This window comes from Rhodococcus sp. NPDC059969, assembly GCF_042738325.1.
Taxonomy (GTDB): Bacteria; Actinomycetota; Actinomycetes; order Mycobacteriales; family Mycobacteriaceae; genus Rhodococcus_F.
In genome coordinates this window covers 117,252-133,040 of record NZ_JBHWUF010000011.1, presented here as the reverse complement: position 1 = coordinate 133,040, position 15,789 = coordinate 117,252, and the positions used below count along the sequence as shown (strand labels likewise).

Here is a 15,789-nt window from a genome sequence, read left to right as displayed (position 1 = left end):
TCGGGGATGTGCACGAATGTGACTGCGGGAGGGATTCGAGCCGATTCTTTGTGACCGGCGTCTCACCTGGTTTCCACTGTGTACCGACAAACAGCCCGTGCACAGGCTTCGGCAGCTCAACCGCCCGGACGCCGCCCGCGAACCGCCCGTTCGGGCAGGTCGGCCCCGCCCCGGACTGCCAGGACGGCCCGATCAGACCGAGGTGGTTCCCGCTGATCGGGAACGTGTTGCTCGGCGACTACGATCCCCAGTAGCTTTTCATCACTGCTAACATTGAACTAGAACACGTTCTAGATGTTGCACTTCACTGACCTGCGCTTTACCCAGCTTCACGAGAGGACTAGCTTCGCGATGACGACAGTCGAGGTACCGCACAGCTCGCGATCGGCGGTACTCACCGTGTCCGGAGTCATCGAAGAGACTTCCGACGCCCGGTCGCTGGTGTTCGAAATTCCCGCAGAACTGAAGGACAAGTTCGACTACAAGCCCGGTCAATTCCTGACCCTGCGCATCCCGAGCGATCAGACCGGCTCGGTCGCTCGCTGCTACTCCCTGGCCAGTTCGCCCTTCACCGACGACGCCCCCAAAGTGACCGTCAAGCGAACCGTCGACGGCTACGGCTCCAACTGGCTGTGCGACAAGCTCCAGGTCGGCGACACCATCGAAGTGCTGCCGCCGTCAGGTGTCTTCACGCCCAAGTCGCTCGATCACGACTTCCTGCTCTTCGGTGCGGGCAGCGGGATCACTCCGGTGATCTCGATCCTCAAGTCCGCCCTCACGCAGGGCAGCGGCAATGTCGTGCTGATCTACGCGAACCGCGACGAGAAGTCCGTCATCTTCGGCGCCGAACTTCGCGAGTTGGCGGCGCAACACCCCGGCCGCCTCACCGTGGTCCACTGGATCGAAACCGTGCAGGGACTCCCCGCCGTCTCACAGTTGGCGACACTGGCCAAGCCATTTGTCTCGTACGAAGCCTTCATGTGCGGCCCCGGCCCCTTCATGGACGCCGTCCACAAGGCACTGGCAGAGGCCGGCATGCCCCGCACGCAGGTTCACGCCGAGGTCTTCAATTCACTCGCCGGCGACCCGTTCCGTGACGTCGAGGTAGCTGAGGTCTCCGACGAGGAAGCAGCCGACGCCGCGACTGTCGAGGTCGAACTGGACGGTGAAACCCACACCCTCGTCTGGCCGCGCAAGCAGACGCTCGTCGACATCATGCTCGCCAAGGGCCTCGACGTACCGTATTCCTGCCAGGAAGGTGAGTGTGGCTCGTGTGCCTGCACCGTCACCGAAGGCGAAGTTCAGATGGACAATTCCGAAATTCTCGACGCCGAGGACGTGGCGAACGGTTACATCCTCGGTTGCCAGGCAAAGCCGATCACCGATCACCTGAAGATCGAGTTCTAAGCCCTGCTTCCACGCATGACGGCCCCTGATTCCCTGCGGAATCGGGGGCTTTGTCATGTTCCGAGTCATCTCCTGAGCCGTCTGATCCACACTCCGAAACCCACTCCGGCGCCGTTGTGGGCAACCGCCACAGCGCAAGAATCAGTACCACGGTCACGATCAGGAAGCCCTCCCGCAGGATCAAACCCAAGGGCAGCAGGAGCGGCGACGTCTCGATGAATTCCTGCCCCATGCTCGGGCCGCAGTAGACGATCGCCAACCCCAGTGCTGCGGCACCGAACTGCAGGGGCGATCGAAGCCGAAAGAGAACCGTGACTGCAGCGGGCACGAGATACACCCAGTGGTGTATCCAGCTGATCGGCGACAGGATCGGCGCACTCAATCCGATCACCAACGCCGCATCGACCGCACGCCCGACGCGATAGACATCTCGGGCGACCCAGAGCGTTGCCGCCGCGCACAGCACGGTCAACGGCATCGCCAGCGCCGCGGTCCAGGCGCCCAGGGCCGCAAGTCCACCCTGCAGCGAACTGTTGCCGGCACTCGCGATCGCCTGCCCGCTCAAGTCCACCCGATCACTGAGATTCCAGACGACGTCCGACCAGAAGGTCCAGCTGACGGCCGGGTCGACCAGTACTGCGACAGCCGTTGACGCGGCAAATCCGATCGAACTCCAGATCGCGAGCCGCCACTGCTTCGTCACGACGAAGTAGACGACGAACAGAGCGGGCGTCAGCTTGATCGCAGCCGCGACGCCGATCAGAAGTCCTCGCGGAATCCATCGGCCGAATCTCGAATCCTCCCGGCGGGTCACGTCGAACAGGACGAGCACCATCAGCACCAGGTTCACCTGGCCGAAGGAGATGTGTGCACTGACGATGGGCGTCACCGACACGGCCAGGACCAATGCCGCCATGACCAGGGGCCGCTTCGGGACGCGCGCGGGAGTGAACCTTGCGACCGTCCACACGACGGCCGCGATGCACAACCCCGACCACAGCAGATAGGCAGTCCACCAGTCAAAGAGAACAGTCGGCCAGAGGAAGATCACCGCGAACGGGGTGTAGGTGAACGGCATGCCCTCGTCGACGATCAACGGGCCGACAAGATTGCTCTCGTAGATGTTCGAGCCTGCGGCAAATGCCTGGGCGGCGTAGCGGTAAACGAGAAAATCAACGGGTTCGACGGCTCGAACGGAGTACACGAGATAACACAGAGCTGCGACGCCGGCAGCGATCAGTGAACCGATCGTCACAATTCGAGACGCCTCGACACGGGTGGCGGGCATACCGAGAATCGTCCCACAACCTACCGAGCGGTAGTCGTCTAGCGGGCTGCTCGGAAGTGCGCTCGCTCGTCTGCGGTCAAGTGCTCACACGCGTAGCTCAGCGCCGTGCGTCCCATGTTTGCGGCATTCTCCTCGAGGAACCCGGTCAACAGATCCCGATCCACCCGTTTGCCGACCTCCCGCAGCATCCACCCCATCGCTTTCTGGGTCAGGTCTCGTCGATCACCCAGCACCTGCGCGGCAAGCTCGAGCGTGGTCGACGCGTCGCCGCGAGTGATGAATCCGTACGTCGTCAACAGCGCAACCCGCCGTCGCCACAGGTCACCCGAATCGGAAAGCTCGAAGATCAGCCGGCGGTCTCGGTCGTACAGCCAGCCGCCGAGAACCTGTCCGGCGGACGAATCCACGAGATCCCAATTGTTCACCCTCCCGTCCTCGACAGCGGTGAGATAGAAGTCGGCGATGCGGGTGCGACTCTCGTCGTCGAAAAATTTTGGGCGACTGACTTTTTCGAATTGAGCGACCAGGATCAGCAGCCCGGCCAACCGGTGCTCGTGAACGTCGCTGTCGAGAAGGAGGCGTATCTGAGGCAACGCGAGGCCCACATGCTTCTTCACCACCGAACGCGTCTTCGGCACTCGCACTCCGATGAAGACGTCACCCTCGCCGTACTCCCCCGGCCCCGTCTTGAAGAACCGCTGAAGGTGGACGGCATCTGCGGGATCCGCGAGATCGGCCAATTGCTCGATCACGTCCTGGGCACTCGATTGCGTCACCCCAGAACCTTCTCACGGGTCGCCCGTGCTGACTCTTCGATTCTCAGCGTGCTCACACCGTGTGCCCGGCTCGGCCACAGGTCGGCAGACGACACTCGAGGACAGTCAGTGAAAGGACCACCCATGATCACCGCCGCTATCGCATTCACCACCCTCACCCTCATGGCACTCTCGGGACATATCGCGGCAAGCGCGCCGCGCGGGCTCGTGGTAATCCGGACGAATGGTCACAAATCTTGATATTCGAGCCCCCGTATCGACCCTAACTGCAACGCGAATGCAATTGGCGGAGAGTTGATCTCGATCTTCCGCGGGCGTGTACTACAGGTGGACACACTCTCGTCTTTGGAGGTCTCGTCATGAAGTCGTGGAATCGAATGCAAGATGCCGTCGCGGTGGTTCTCGGCGTCTTTGCGGCTCTCTCGCCGATGTGGCTCGACACCACCGATCGGGCAATGTGGTCACTCGTCGTCCTGGGTGTCCTGGTTGCACTGTCGGGTCTGGCGCACATGGCACGTCCGGACCTGGCCATGGCGGATTACGCGATGGGCGTTTTCGGCGTCTTGATGTTCATTTCACCCTGGGTCATGAACTTCGACGCTCTGCGCGGTGCGTCGTGGACAGCCTGGGTGGTCGGGGCCTTGACAGTTGTGGTCGCGGTGAGTGCGATGCCGGTGATGAGTGCGCGGATGCATCACGGGGGTCACGGCGGCGTAGCTGCCCATTGACAGAGCGGCGTAGCTGCCCATTGACAGAGCGGCGTAGCTGCCCATTGACAGAGCGGCGTAGCTGCCCATTGACAGAGCGGTGTAGCTGCCCATTGATGAATGGCTGAATATAGGCTGGATCAGGCTTTGATCGCGCCCAACAACCGCCCGGCGTCGAAGGCTTCGGCGCTGGGCGGTAGCGCGCCCGGCCTCCCGCTCACAAATACCTCGACGGTTCCCGATCCCACGCCCGCGGCGCCGAGCCCGTCGATCCGCCGCAAAGTCTGTCGTGCAACGGCTTCCGCGCTGTCGAAGAGTGTGACGCCGGCCGGTAACCGCGCTGCGATTTCGTCGGCGAGCAGTGGGTAGTGGGTGCACCCGAGGACAACGCCGCTGACGTCGTCCGGCGTACGGGCAACCGCGGAATCGATGGCAGCAAGCGCGGCTGCGCGATCACCGAGATCTATCGAATCGGCCAGGCCGTGGCACGGCACCCCGACGACCTTGGCGCCGTTGCCGAACTGCTCGATCAGATCGGCTTGGTACCGGCTGGCAGTTGTAGCGGCGGTCGCCCAGATCGCCACCGAATCGCACGCGGCGGCAGCGGGCTTGATCGCGGGCACGGTTCCGATGACGGGCACTTGCGGTCCGACGAGTTCGCGGACGTGCGGCAGCGCTGTGACGCTGGCGGTATTGCAAGGAAGGACGATGACCTGAGCTCCACGATCGAGACTCTGCCGCACCGCACCGAGGACCCGGTCGATGACCCACGGCTCTGGCTTGGGCCCCCAGGGGGCGCCGTCCGGATCCAGGGACAGCACCAGATCGAGATCCGGGCGCAGGCGTCTGAGCCACGCAGAGGTAGGGAGCAGGCCCAGTCCCGAGTCGATGAGTGCAACGATCACCGCACAAATCTATCGTCTCGGAACCGGACCTGCCTCATCCGTTCAGGCTGGTGTGGACTCCAACACGTCCGAGATGGGCGTGCCGGCCGCGATCTTTGCACGCATCTTCATCACGGCTCCCGCGCTACCTCCGCCGACGACAGCGGCCAACACACCGTCGCGCTCGTAGTAGGCGACGAACTTGCGGCCGTCGTCTTTGACGATGTGAACGGTGTCCGTGGGTGCGACGGTCCCCAGAGCCTGGATCTTGACGTCGTACTGATCGCTCCAGAAGTACGGAACCTGCGCCGGCGCATCCGGATCACCCGTGCCGGTGATCGCACCTGCCAGGATCTTGGCCTGGTCCCCCGCATTGGTCCAGTGTTCGACACGCTTGCGTCGATCACCGATCTGCCAGGACGCGACGTCGCCGACCGCCCAGACGTGTTCGGTGCTGGTGCGGCCGACGCCGTCGCAGAGCACTCCGTTGTCGAGTTCGATCCCCGAACCGTCGAGCCATCCCGTGACAGGCACCGAACCGACTCCGATCGCCACCACGTCGACCGGGATCTCCGAACCGTCGCTCAAGGTCGCGGCCGTAACCGCTCCCTCACCGGACAGCGAGGTCAAGCCGGTGCCGACGCGGACGTCGATGCCCTCGTTCCGGTGTAGACGTTCGACGAGAGCGCCGACGACAGGGCCCAGCACCGATGCCAGCGGTGTCGGTTGGGGTTCGAGCAGGACGACGTCGACGCCGTGAGACTTCATGCTCGCGGCCAGTTCACAACCGATGAAGCCGGCCCCGACGATCAGCGCGCGCTTGCCGGGAGCCAAGTCGGCGCGAAGGGCCAACGCCTCCTCGATGGAGCGCAGAACGTGCACTCCGGACAGCTCCGGAAGGCCGGCGATCCGACGCGGAGTCAGTCCGGTCGCGATGATCAACTCGTCGTAGTCCAGGGTGGATCCGTCGGCGAACGCCACGGACTTGGCAGCAGTGTCCACCGAGGTTGCCGGCGAACCGAGCTTGAGGTCCACCTTGTTCTCTACGTAGAACTCGGCCGGGCGCAGCGTTGTCTCGTCCTTGTCACCGCGGATCACTTCCTTCGACAACGGAGGCCTGTCGTAAGGCAGATGCGTTTCCCCACCGGCGAGCGTCAACTTGCCGTCGAAACCCGCTCGTCGTAGTTCCTCGACGGTCCGCAGTCCCGACAAACCCGCACCCACGATCACTATCCGTGTCACCACGTACCACCCTGTCCGACCCACGTCACTTGCAGCGCCCACTATGAACGCCGTCACTATTTGCCTCCGACTCTGCCATACGAAATGCCGGAGTAGGTGTGGTGCATCCCGCATGGCCACCGACCAGTCACTACAGTTGTAAGTACTTCAGACGCACGCACTGACACATGAGCAGGGAGCCCCCATGACCAGCGATTCCAGTGAAAAGAACAGCGTCCGATTCGGCGCCGACGGTGGCGCGGAACTAGTCAGCACCCAGGGCAAGACGATCATCGCCGACGCCGTGGTCGCCAAGATCGCCGGTATCGCGACCCGCGAGATCAACGGCGTGTACGACGTCGGCGGGGGCACAGCGCGTGCGGTGGGGGCACTTCGCGACCGCATACCGGGCGCCCGCGTCAACCATGCCCAGGGCGTGGCGGTGGAGGTGGGCGAGAAACAAGCCGCCATCGACATCGGAATCGTCGCCGAGTACGGCGTCGCACTCCACGAACTGGCGGTAGGGATCCGCCGAAACGTCATTGCCGCAGTCGAAAGCATGACGGGTCTCGAGGTCACCGAGGTCAACATCACCGTCTTCGACGTCATGCTCTTCGAGGATGCCGAGAGCGGCGGCAGTACCGATCCGGAAGCCAAGCCGAGGGTTCAGTGAGTACCGCCGACGCCGGCCGCGAGATCGACGCGGCCGAGATTGTCGCCGACGCCGTTCTTGCGATCCCGGAAGTGGCAGATCTGCACGGCGGACAGTTCGGTGAGGTGGGGACCTACCTCCCAGGACGCCGAATCACCGGCGTCGTCGTCGACGAAAACTCCTGTGCGGTGCACATTTCCGTTCACTACCCGGCCGACGTTCGCAGCGTCGCCGAACGTGTCCGAACTGTGGTGGCGCAGTTGGTCGACGTACCGGTCGACGTCACCGTCGGAGACCTGTCGACAGCGGGGTACCTGCCGGATATCTCCGAGAATGTAGTCACCGAGCCTTCCAGCGTCACCGACATTGCACCGAACATTCGAGAAGGGAACTGACATGAACAGCACCACCGTCGGACTGCTGGTCGGTCTGCTCCTCGCGCTCGCCGGAATCATGGGTGGATTCAGCGGATTCGTCTTCGCAGTCCTGCTCGGCGCCGCCGGTATGGCGATCGGAGCACACCGCGACGGACATCTCGATCTCGGCGCGATCCTTCGAAGCCGTGGCCGTGGCTGAGCCAGTTGATTCGAGCGCGGCAGACGATCCCGGCCTACGCGGTTCGCTGGTCATCAAGGACCGGGCGATGGCCAAGATCGCCACGGCCGCAGCGGTAAACGTCCCGGGAGTGGTCCGCCAGTCCGGCGGTTTGACCCGCTTGACCGGGCGCGACCTTCCGCGAGCCGACATCTCGATGGGCAGCGACGCCGTCGCCATCAACCTCTTCCTCGCCGTGTCCTGGCCGTGTTCGGTCACCGAACTGACCGGGCGCGTGCGAGCGGAAGTCGGACGCAGCGTCGAGTCGCTGACCGGCCTGCCCCTCCACGACATGAACGTCATGATTGCGGCAACCGAGGGCGCCGACGATTCTTGCGTTTCCGGCGCCGAGATCACGGAAGGCCCTGCACAGGAGGCGCTCTCGGCTCCGATTCCACCGCGGGTTCCCTCCGCGAACCCGGCCGCCGCGGTCTCCGCCGTCGTCATCGCGTGCGGCCTACTCGCACTCGCGTTCGTGGTCTCCCGCGAATGGTTCATCAACCGTGGAACTTTCGAATCGGCACCCTGGATCCGAAATTCCGTTGAATGGACGTCGCGCCTGCACTGGCAACCGTGGCTGCTTCCGGTGGCAATCGCTGCCGTCGTCGCGGGCGTGGTCCTGATCATGTCTGCGATCAAACGCCGCGCGAAAACCCATGTACCACTGGGTAACCCGAGCGCATCGACGGTATGGATGCGACCGACGGACATCGCACGTCTGTGCAGTAGCCACGCGGCGATCGTTCCCGGCGTCGGCTCGGCCCACACCAGCGTGGACCGCAAACACGTCAAAGTCCACGTCGAATCCACCGGTGGCGATCGCGCCCAACTTGCCGCGGCCGTCGACGAAGCCGTTCGGCCTCACCTCGCGATACTGCAGCAGCCACTGCAACTTTCGGTGGTCGTGAGAGAAGCTGCCGCACGACGAGAAGCCGCAGTCCGACGAAAGGACGCCTCGTGAACCGTTGGATCTCCGCGGTCGATCGGACCATCGTCCTCATTGTCGGAATCGCACTCCTCGCGGCCGGCGCATACGCCATCGCGTGGGACGCGGGTGCCTCTCTGATTCGAACCTGGGTGTCACGACTTGATCGGGAAGTCCTCTTCGGCCTTCCGGAGCAACCTTGGTGGCACTGGGTCCTCTCTGGCACCTTTGTTCTCTGCGTCGTCACCGGTTTCGGGCTTTTGTACCTGAACCTTCGCCGGCGCCGAACGAGCGCAGTCACATTGCGGCACAACGAATCCGGTACCGACGTCAGCGTGGACCTCGGACCCGTTGCCGACGGTGTAGCTGCCGAACTCGCCCAACTGAGCGGCGTGCGAAGCACCAGAAGCAAAGCGACGATCGATCGCGGCCTGCCGACGCTGTCGATTGTCGTCACCGCAGACCCGGCGATCGACGTCGCCGGATTCACCGCTTCGGCCGAACGCATCGCCGGTGCAACCAGGCGAAGCCTCGACGGCTCACCCGTCGCGGTGCAGGTTCTGTTGCATCTCGACCGGGTCGAAGCCACCAAGTAGGTAAGAAACAAACAGACACAGAAAAGGCGCTCACTCCCCGAAGGGAATGAGCGCCTTTTCTAGTGCTGTGAATCAGCTAGCGAGACAAGAGTCTCACTTGATGATCTTGGCAACCTTGCCGGCGCCGACCGTACGGCCGCCTTCGCGAATTGCGAAGCGCAGGCCCTCGTCCATGGCGACAGGCTGGATGAGCTTGACGGACATCTCGGTGTTGTCACCGGGCATGACCATCTCGGTGCCCTCAGGCAGCGTCACGACGCCCGTAACGTCCGTGGTACGGAAGTAGAACTGCGGGCGGTAGTTGTTGAAGAACGGGGTGTGGCGGCCGCCCTCGTCCTTCGACAGGATGTATGCCTGGCCCTCGAACTCCGTGTGGGGAGTCGTGGTGCCCGGCTTGACGACAACCTGTCCACGCTCGACATCTTCGCGCTTGATGCCACGAACGAGCAGTCCGACGTTGTCGCCGGCCTGGCCCGAGTCGAGCAGCTTGCGGAACATTTCGATACCCGTGACGGTGGTCTTGGTGGAGGTCTCCTTGATGCCGACGATCTCCACCTCCTCGTTCACGTTGACCGAGCCGCGCTCGATACGACCGGTGACAACGGTGCCACGGCCGGTGATCGTGAAGACATCCTCGACAGGCATGAGGAAGGGCTTGTCCGTCTCGCGGACCGGGTCCGGGATGGACTCGTCGACAGCAGCCATCAGGTCGAGAATGGACTGCGTCCACTTCGGGTCACCCTCGAGTGCCTTGAGTGCCGAGATCGGAATGACGGGGGCTTCCTCGTCGAATTCCTGAGCGGCCAGCAGTTCGCGGACCTCCATCTCGACGAGCTCGAGGATCTCGTCGTCGTCAACCATGTCGGCCTTGTTCAGGGCGACGAGGATGTAAGGAACGCCGACCTGGCGAGCGAGCAGGACATGCTCGCGCGTCTGGGGCATCGGGCCATCGGTAGCTGCGACGACGAGGATAGCGCCGTCCATCTGAGCTGCGCCGGTGATCATGTTCTTGATGTAGTCGGCGTGACCCGGTGCATCGACGTGCGCGTAGTGGCGCTTTTCCGTCTGGTACTCAACATGCGAGATGTTGATCGTGATGCCACGAGCCTTTTCCTCGGGAGCCTTGTCGATCTGATCGAAGGCCGAAGCCTCGTTCAGGTCGGGGAATGCATCCGCGAGAACCTTGGTGATGGCCGCCGTCGTCGTGGTCTTGCCGTGGTCGACGTGACCAATGGTGCCGATGTTCACGTGCGGCTTCGTCCGCTCGAACTTCGCCTTCGCCACTTTGTGTCCTCCTGGACTGTTGTTGCTTGCCGTATGCAGCAGTGCGGTTGGTTGTTACTTGGTCGTGCTTCGTGCCGGAAGAAACCGAAGTCGCTTGCCGGCGCGGGCTGGGGAGCTCGCTGTGCTTACTCGCCCGTCGCCTTGGCGATGATTTCCTTCGAGACGTTCGCGGGAACCTCTGCGTAGGAATCGAACACCATGGAGAAGTTCGCACGGCCCTGGGTCTTCGACCGCAGGTCACCGATGTAACCGAACATCTCCGAGAGCGGAACCAGCGCCTTCACGACACGGGCACCACTGCGTTCCTCCATGGCCTGGATCTGGCCACGGCGGGAGTTGAGGTCGCCGATCACGTCGCCCATGTATTCCTCGGGCGTTGTGACCTCGACAGCCATGAGCGGCTCGAGAATGACGGGGCCGGCCTTGCGGGCGGCTTCCTTCAGTGCCTGCGAACCGGCAACCTTGAACGCCATTTCCGAGGAGTCGACGTCGTGGTAAGCACCATCGAGCAGCGACAGCTTCAGGTTCACGAGCGGGTAGCCGGCGAGAACACCGTACTGCATCGCGTCCTGCGCACCGGCATCCACGGAGGGGATGTACTCGCGCGGGATACGTCCGCCGGAGACCTTGTTCTCGAACTCGTAGGTAGCACCGTCTTCGCCCACGAAAGGCTCCAGAGCGATGATGACCTTTGCGAACTGGCCCGAGCCACCCGTCTGCTTCTTGTGGGTGTAGTCGTGCTTCTCGACCTTCTTGGTGATGGTCTCGCGGTACGCAACCTGCGGCTTACCGACGTTCGCCTCGACCTTGAACTCACGACGCATACGGTCGACGAGGATGTCGAGGTGGAGCTCGCCCATACCGCCGATGACGGTCTGGCCGGTCTCTTCGTCGAGTTCGACCGAGAAGGTCGGATCCTCTTCGGCCAGCTTCTGGATCGCGACGCCCAGCTTTTCCTGGTCGGACTTGGTCTTGGGCTCGATGGAGACCTGGATGACCGGTGCGGGGAACGACATCGACTCGAGGACGATGGGGCTCGCCTGATCGCACAAGGTGTCACCGGTGGTGGTGTCCTTGAGGCCGATCATCGCGTAGATGTGGCCGGCTACGGCCTCGTCTACCGGGTTCTCCTTGTTGGCGTGCATCTGGAAGAGCTTTCCGATGCGCTCCTTCTTGCCCTTGGTTGCGTTGAGCACCTGAGCGCCCGGATCGATACGACCCGAGTACACGCGGACGAAGGTCAGCTTGCCGAAGAACGGGTGAGCAGCGATCTTGAAGGCGAGAGCCGAGAACGGCTCTTCCTTGCTCGGCTTGCGAGTGATCTCTACTTCTTCGTCACCGAGCTTGTGGCCGACGACCTCGCCGATGTCCAGCGGGTTCGGCAGGTAATCGATGACTGCGTCGAGCATGGGCTGAACGCCCTTGTTCTTGAACGCGGAGCCACAGATGACCGGGTACAGCTCGGAAGCGACCGTCATCTTGCGGATGGCGCCCTTGATTTCCTCGACCGTGAGCTCTTCGCCGCCGAAGTACTTCTCCATGAGAGCTTCGTCGGACTCGGCAACGGTTTCGAGCAGCTTCTCGCGGTACTCTGCAGCCTTCTCGACGAGATCCGCGGGGATCTCTTCGATGGTCGGCAGTGCACCGGTCGGAACCACGCCGCGCCAGGTGATGGCGCGCATCTCGACCAGGTCGACGACGCCGTCGAAGTCGTCCTCAGCGCCGATGGGCAGCTGGAGAACGAGCGGCTTCGCGCCGAGACGGTCGATGATGGTCTGGACTGTGAAGTAGAAGTCCGCGCCCATCTTGTCCATCTTGTTGACGAAGCAGATGCGCGGAACGTCGTACTTGGCAGCCTGACGCCAAACCTGCTCGGACTGCGGCTCGACACCTTCCTTACCGTCGAAGACAGCAACTGCGCCGTCGAGCACGCGCAGCGACCGCTCCACCTCGACCGTGAAGTCGACGTGGCCGGGGGTGTCGATGATGTTGATCTGGTTGTTGTTCCAGAAGCAAGTCACGGCGGCAGACGTGATCGTGATGCCGCGTTCCTTCTCCTGCTCCATCCAGTCCGTCGTCGACGCACCGTCGTGCGTCTCACCGATCTTGTAATTGACACCGGTGTAGAACAGGATGCGCTCGGTGGTGGTGGTCTTGCCGGCATCGATGTGCGCCATGATGCCGATGTTGCGGACCTTGTTCAGGTCAGTCAGCACTTCCTGTGCCACAGGTTTCTTCCCCGCTCGTTGCTTGGTTTTCGGGTGTCGGCCGTATCCGGTGTGTTCCACCGTCAAGGCCATGGTCTTTCAATTATGTCTCTGCCGAGGCGAACCTGGCCACCTGCGTCCGGAAACCGGCGAGATGATCAGGTCGCCAACGGCGACAAGCGTCGGAGCCCCACCCGATGGCAGTTGCTCCGACGCTTTACATCACCAGCGGTAGTGGGCGAATGCCTTGTTGGCTTCGGCCATCTTGTGAGTGTCTTCGCGACGCTTCACAGCTGCACCGAGGCCATTGCTGGCATCGAGGAGCTCGTTGGCGAGACGCTCGACCATGGTCTTCTCACGACGTGCACGCGAGAAGGTGACCAGCCAGCGCAGTGCCAGCGTGGTGGAACGACCGGGACGAACCTCGACCGGCACCTGGTAGGTAGCGCCACCGACGCGGCGGCTACGAACCTCGAGTGCAGGCTTGACGTTGTCCAGGGCGCGCTTGAGGGTGACGACCGGATCGGTGCCGGTCTTCTCGCGTGCCTGCTCGAGAGCCTGGTACACGATTCGCTCTGCGGTGGACTTCTTGCCGTCCAGCAGGATCTTGTTGACGAGCTGCGTCACCAACGGGGAACCGTAAACCGGGTCGTTGATGAGCGGGCGCTTCGGAGCGGGGCCCTTACGTGGCATTAGCTCTTCTCCTTCTTGGCGCCGTAGCGGCTGCGTGCCTGCTTGCGACCCTTGACACCCTGGGTGTCGAGGGAGCCGCGGATGATCTTGTAACGGACACCCGGGAGGTCCTTCACACGACCGCCACGGACGAGCACCATGGAGTGCTCCTGAAGGTTGTGACCTTCGCCGGGGATGTACGCGGTGACCTCGACCGAAGTCGTGAGGCGAACACGTGCGACCTTACGGAGCGCGGAGTTCGGCTTCTTGGGGGTGGTGGTGTACACGCGAGTGCACACGCCACGACGCTGCGGGCTGCCCTTGAGAGCTGCCGTCTTGACCTTGGCGGTCTTGTCGCGGCGACCCTTGCGGACCAGCTGGTTGATGGTTGGCATTTACCGGCTTTCTTGTGACGAACAGACTGCTCGAGCGAGCTCGGGCCGTTCGAAAACGTGGCTGTTCTGAAATTAGGGATCTAGCAGTTGGAGCAAGAGAGCTGCTGCTCCTCACCCACCTCAGAGTCTGTACTCAGCACTTTCACGCCTTGCACCACCCCCGAGGTCGGGCGTGTCGCATACCCCCACACAGGCAGCCGGATGCTCGTTCATCAGCAAAATCTGCTCGAACGCGCGCACGGCAATACCTAGCTAGGCACACAGATCGGCCCGGGCATGCCGGACACGACCCATAACGATACCTGTCGGCGCGCCACAAGGTCAAAGCGAGGCCACGGTGATAGTGACCTCATGCTCTGACCAGACACTCTGGTCGCATACTCGAACCACGCAGCCGGACCTGTCGCGATCAGATGCTGCGGTTCAACGTCAACCCGCCGAGCTTCGCCGCCGCCTCGCACGGATCCGCTCCGCCTTGCGGCTCGGTGACCCACCACCCGAACACTCCCCCGGCCGGTGCGCTCGCGCTCACCCCGCAACTCTGCGGATCGGCCGGCTGGCGAACCTGGAACCCGCTACTGCCGTTGATGTCGATCTTCGCCACCACGTATCCCAGGTGTTCGAAAGCAGCGCGCTCGTGATCGAGAGTGCCCGTCTCGAACCAGTTGAAGGTGATCTTGATCGGACCCGCGGCCCCGATGCCGTCCCAGCGGCAGATAGCGCCGAAGAACCCACGCCCGACGGCGTCGGCACCCACGGCGCCGGCGATCTGCTCGTCGGTGACCGCTTCGCATTCTTGGAGGACGTTCGCGAATTCCTGGCTGTCACTACCGCGGTAGCTGCCCTCCGCGCGGGGAGTCCCGGTGACCACCGAGCCGCAGCCCGTGAGTAGAACAATCGACCCCGCCAGGGCGAGTCCGATCCTTGCGCTCTTCAGTGTGCCTTCGAACCTCACTGTGCCCTCGAAACTGTTTTTTCCATCAGATCCCGTGCAACCGTGCACGGATCAGCGGTCGGAGGCAGCAAGCCGTAGGTGATCGACCAGTGCACGAAGTCTCCGCCGAACGCGATACCCAACTCGCACAACGAACCCGCCGTGGACGCGATGAAGCCCTGGTGACCACCGATCGTGATGTCGTCGGCGGGACGTCCGAGAAGGTCGGACCCTGCCCTTTCGCGGCCGATCGGGCTTCCGCGGTACCAGGAGAAACTTACGCTCGGGCCATTCGAACCGGCGACCTCCCACTGGCAACCGACGCCGTTGCGCGTCGTCGTCGCAAAAGTGCCGAGATTGAAGGCGTTGACAACTTCTTCGTCGGTCACCGAGCCGCATTCGGCGAACATCGGACCGGGATCGGTGGGTGCGAGGGCCGGCGAACTGGCGCCGTCGCCCGGCCGGTCGGCGGACCCGTCGTCGGAGCTGCAGCCGACCACCGCCGAGAGCACGGCAGCCGAGACCAATACCGAAGTCCCGATCGAAGTGAGAGTGCGCGCGGCCATGGAGCCGACTGTACTTCTCGGTGGCCCCCGACACACGCCCCGCTACCGATTCAGGGGGTCGTGACCGGTACCCGAACCAGCGTGGAATCCAATTGCGCCGCCCACTGTTTGACCACCTCGGTGCGCCGGCGCGAGTCGTCGGTGAGTACGTCTGCCAACCCTAGCCCTCGGGCGAGGTCCAGTGTCGCCTGTACCAGGCGATGCGTCACCGGATCGGAGTCGTCGACACCCAGACTCTCAACGGCCATGCGGTGCGCGATGCGCCCGAACCGTTCCTCGAGAGGCAGGACGCGGGCACGCAGGTCGGGGTCGGAGGCGGCGGCCGTCCACACCTGCAGTGCTGCCTTGAAGAGGGTCCCGGTGTAGTACTCGACCAGCCGCGAAATGATTGCTTCGGTTCGTCCGGCACCCACCGGAAGGTCGGTCGATTCCTTTCGCGCCTGATCCATCCGGGCGTCGAACATCACCTCGAGCGCCGCGGTGATGAGGTCCTCACGAGTCGGGAAGTGGTGCTGCATCGCACCTCTGGACACCCCGGCACGCTGCGCGACGACGCTCATCGTCGTTGCGCTCCATCCGAGTTCGGCGAGACACTCCACCGTCACTTCGAGCAGGTGGGAGCGCGTGACTCGACTTCGGTCCTGCTTGGGCTCTCGAGTCATCGCGCCGCCATCCTTTCTA

Annotated in this window: 18 protein-coding genes; 7 read left to right on the top strand and 11 right to left on the bottom strand. The window is 63.3% G+C overall.

Annotation, left to right across the window (positions count from 1 at the left end; genetic code table 11):
- The first annotated feature begins 351 nt into the window (after window positions 1-351).
- Window positions 352-1,407, top strand: a complete 1,056-nt coding sequence (locus tag ACFWAD_RS25120) for a 2Fe-2S iron-sulfur cluster-binding protein (protein ID WP_378447219.1) — start codon at window positions 352-354, stop codon at window positions 1,405-1,407.
- Here the strand turns inward: ACFWAD_RS25120 and ACFWAD_RS25115 are convergent.
- Together ACFWAD_RS25115 and ACFWAD_RS25110 are read right to left on the bottom strand one after the other, a co-directional pair.
- Window positions 1,379-2,695 (bottom strand): glycosyltransferase 87 family protein, encoded by a 1,317-nt coding sequence (locus tag ACFWAD_RS25115; RefSeq protein ID WP_378548732.1) that lies wholly within the window; start codon window positions 2,693-2,695, stop codon window positions 1,379-1,381. The two genes, ACFWAD_RS25120 and ACFWAD_RS25115, sit on opposite strands and share 29 nt — an antisense overlap.
- Before the next feature lie 38 nt (window positions 2,696-2,733).
- Complete coding sequence (locus ACFWAD_RS25110) at window positions 2,734-3,471, bottom strand: DNA alkylation repair protein (protein ID WP_378548729.1); 738 nt, start codon at window positions 3,469-3,471, stop codon at window positions 2,734-2,736.
- Window positions 3,472-3,830: 359 nt separating this feature from the next.
- Here ACFWAD_RS25110 and ACFWAD_RS25105 point away from each other — a divergent pair, with 359 nt between their 5' ends.
- On the top strand, window positions 3,831-4,199 hold the full coding sequence (locus tag ACFWAD_RS25105) for an SPW repeat protein (protein WP_378537707.1): 369 nt from the start codon (window positions 3,831-3,833) through the stop codon (window positions 4,197-4,199).
- 119 nt (window positions 4,200-4,318) lie between these two features.
- Here ACFWAD_RS25105 and ACFWAD_RS25100 read toward each other — a convergent pair whose 3' ends face one another.
- Both ACFWAD_RS25100 and ACFWAD_RS25095 read right to left on the bottom strand, forming a co-directional pair.
- Window positions 4,319-5,083: a glutamate racemase gene (locus ACFWAD_RS25100; RefSeq protein WP_378548726.1), complete on the bottom strand. Its 765-nt coding sequence runs from the start codon at window positions 5,081-5,083 to the stop codon at window positions 4,319-4,321.
- Between the two features lie 42 nt (window positions 5,084-5,125).
- The gene (locus tag ACFWAD_RS25095; RefSeq protein WP_378548723.1) at window positions 5,126-6,304 is read right to left on the bottom strand and encodes an NAD(P)/FAD-dependent oxidoreductase; all 1,179 of its coding nucleotides are present in this window, start codon (window positions 6,302-6,304) and stop codon (window positions 5,126-5,128) included.
- A 184-nt stretch (window positions 6,305-6,488) separates the two neighbouring features.
- Here ACFWAD_RS25095 and ACFWAD_RS25090 point away from each other — a divergent pair, with 184 nt between their 5' ends.
- From ACFWAD_RS25090 to ACFWAD_RS25070, 5 genes are read left to right on the top strand one after another with little or no spacing between them, the layout of a single operon-like run.
- Window positions 6,489-6,956 carry an Asp23/Gls24 family envelope stress response protein gene (locus tag ACFWAD_RS25090; RefSeq protein WP_003941912.1) on the top strand — a complete coding sequence of 156 codons (468 nt, stop codon included), beginning with the start codon at window positions 6,489-6,491 and terminating at the stop codon, window positions 6,954-6,956.
- Entirely contained in the window at window positions 6,953-7,330 is a 378-nt protein-coding gene (locus tag ACFWAD_RS25085) for a hypothetical protein (protein ID WP_378548720.1), read from the top strand. The genes ACFWAD_RS25090 and ACFWAD_RS25085 overlap by 4 nt, the downstream gene beginning before the upstream one ends.
- A gap of 1 nt (window position 7,331) precedes the next feature.
- Entirely contained in the window at window positions 7,332-7,511 is a 180-nt protein-coding gene (locus ACFWAD_RS25080; RefSeq protein ID WP_003942043.1) for a hypothetical protein, read from the top strand.
- Window positions 7,498-8,490, top strand: a complete 993-nt coding sequence (locus ACFWAD_RS25075; RefSeq protein WP_378548717.1) for a DUF6286 domain-containing Asp23/Gls24 family envelope stress response protein — start codon at window positions 7,498-7,500, stop codon at window positions 8,488-8,490. Before ACFWAD_RS25080 ends, ACFWAD_RS25075 begins: the two co-directional genes overlap by 14 nt.
- Window positions 8,487-9,050, top strand: a complete 564-nt coding sequence (locus ACFWAD_RS25070; RefSeq protein WP_378537689.1) for a hypothetical protein — start codon at window positions 8,487-8,489, stop codon at window positions 9,048-9,050. Before ACFWAD_RS25075 ends, ACFWAD_RS25070 begins: the two co-directional genes overlap by 4 nt.
- A gap of 93 nt (window positions 9,051-9,143) precedes the next feature.
- Here the strand turns inward: ACFWAD_RS25070 and tuf are convergent, their stop codons facing one another.
- From tuf to ACFWAD_RS25035, 7 genes are all read right to left on the bottom strand, one after another.
- Entirely contained in the window at window positions 9,144-10,334 is a 1,191-nt protein-coding gene (tuf, locus tag ACFWAD_RS25065; RefSeq protein WP_019744283.1) for an elongation factor Tu, read from the bottom strand.
- Between the two features lie 125 nt (window positions 10,335-10,459).
- Window positions 10,460-12,562, bottom strand: a complete 2,103-nt coding sequence (gene fusA, locus ACFWAD_RS25060) for an elongation factor G (protein WP_003942073.1) — start codon at window positions 12,560-12,562, stop codon at window positions 10,460-10,462.
- Between the two features lie 201 nt (window positions 12,563-12,763).
- The gene (gene rpsG / locus ACFWAD_RS25055; protein ID WP_003941856.1) at window positions 12,764-13,234 is read right to left on the bottom strand and encodes a 30S ribosomal protein S7; all 471 of its coding nucleotides are present in this window, start codon (window positions 13,232-13,234) and stop codon (window positions 12,764-12,766) included.
- Window positions 13,234-13,608: a 30S ribosomal protein S12 gene (gene rpsL, locus ACFWAD_RS25050; RefSeq protein ID WP_003941908.1), complete on the bottom strand. Its 375-nt coding sequence runs from the start codon at window positions 13,606-13,608 to the stop codon at window positions 13,234-13,236. Before rpsL ends, rpsG begins: the two co-directional genes overlap by 1 nt.
- A gap of 409 nt (window positions 13,609-14,017) precedes the next feature.
- The gene (locus ACFWAD_RS25045; RefSeq protein WP_378548713.1) at window positions 14,018-14,563 is read right to left on the bottom strand and encodes a DUF3558 domain-containing protein; all 546 of its coding nucleotides are present in this window, start codon (window positions 14,561-14,563) and stop codon (window positions 14,018-14,020) included.
- Window positions 14,560-15,108 carry a DUF3558 domain-containing protein gene (locus tag ACFWAD_RS25040; RefSeq protein ID WP_378537685.1) on the bottom strand — a complete coding sequence of 183 codons (549 nt, stop codon included), beginning with the start codon at window positions 15,106-15,108 and terminating at the stop codon, window positions 14,560-14,562. The genes ACFWAD_RS25045 and ACFWAD_RS25040 overlap by 4 nt, the downstream gene beginning before the upstream one ends.
- A gap of 50 nt (window positions 15,109-15,158) precedes the next feature.
- Window positions 15,159-15,770, bottom strand: coding sequence for a TetR/AcrR family transcriptional regulator (locus tag ACFWAD_RS25035; protein ID WP_378447208.1), 612 nt, complete (start codon window positions 15,768-15,770; stop codon window positions 15,159-15,161).
- Window positions 15,771-15,789 lie beyond the last annotated feature (19 nt).